This is a genomic window from Halomonas sp. SIMBA_159 (genome assembly GCF_046536035.1).
GTDB classification, from domain to species: domain Bacteria; phylum Pseudomonadota; class Gammaproteobacteria; order Pseudomonadales; family Halomonadaceae; genus Vreelandella; species Vreelandella venusta_A.
The window spans coordinates 1-233 of the sequence record NZ_JAWJBT010001705.1; the positions used below are offsets into that span (position 1 = coordinate 1).

Sequence of the window (233 nt, forward strand, 5' to 3'; positions counted from 1 at the left end):
GTCATAATCTTTGCGTATGAGAGAGCCTCCATACCCATATACAGCAATGTCATACACAGACTTATATATAAAATGGAGATGGCAATCATGATAAGCCCCTAGCAAAGTTAATTCGTACTCTGCAGATTTTTTTTCCCGAATAACAACGTCATATTCATTATCGAGACGTTGCTTTATGAGCCAGGCATCTTTAGGGCACCGCGGATCTCTTGCGTTGAAATACCAATCAGACT

The 233-nt window shown here is 40.3% G+C and carries 1 protein-coding gene; it reads right to left on the reverse strand.

What is annotated here, in order from left to right; genetic code table 11:
• Nucleotides 1–233: hypothetical protein (locus R0J87_RS25025; protein WP_498889726.1), on the reverse strand; the 233-nt coding region annotated here is incomplete at both ends.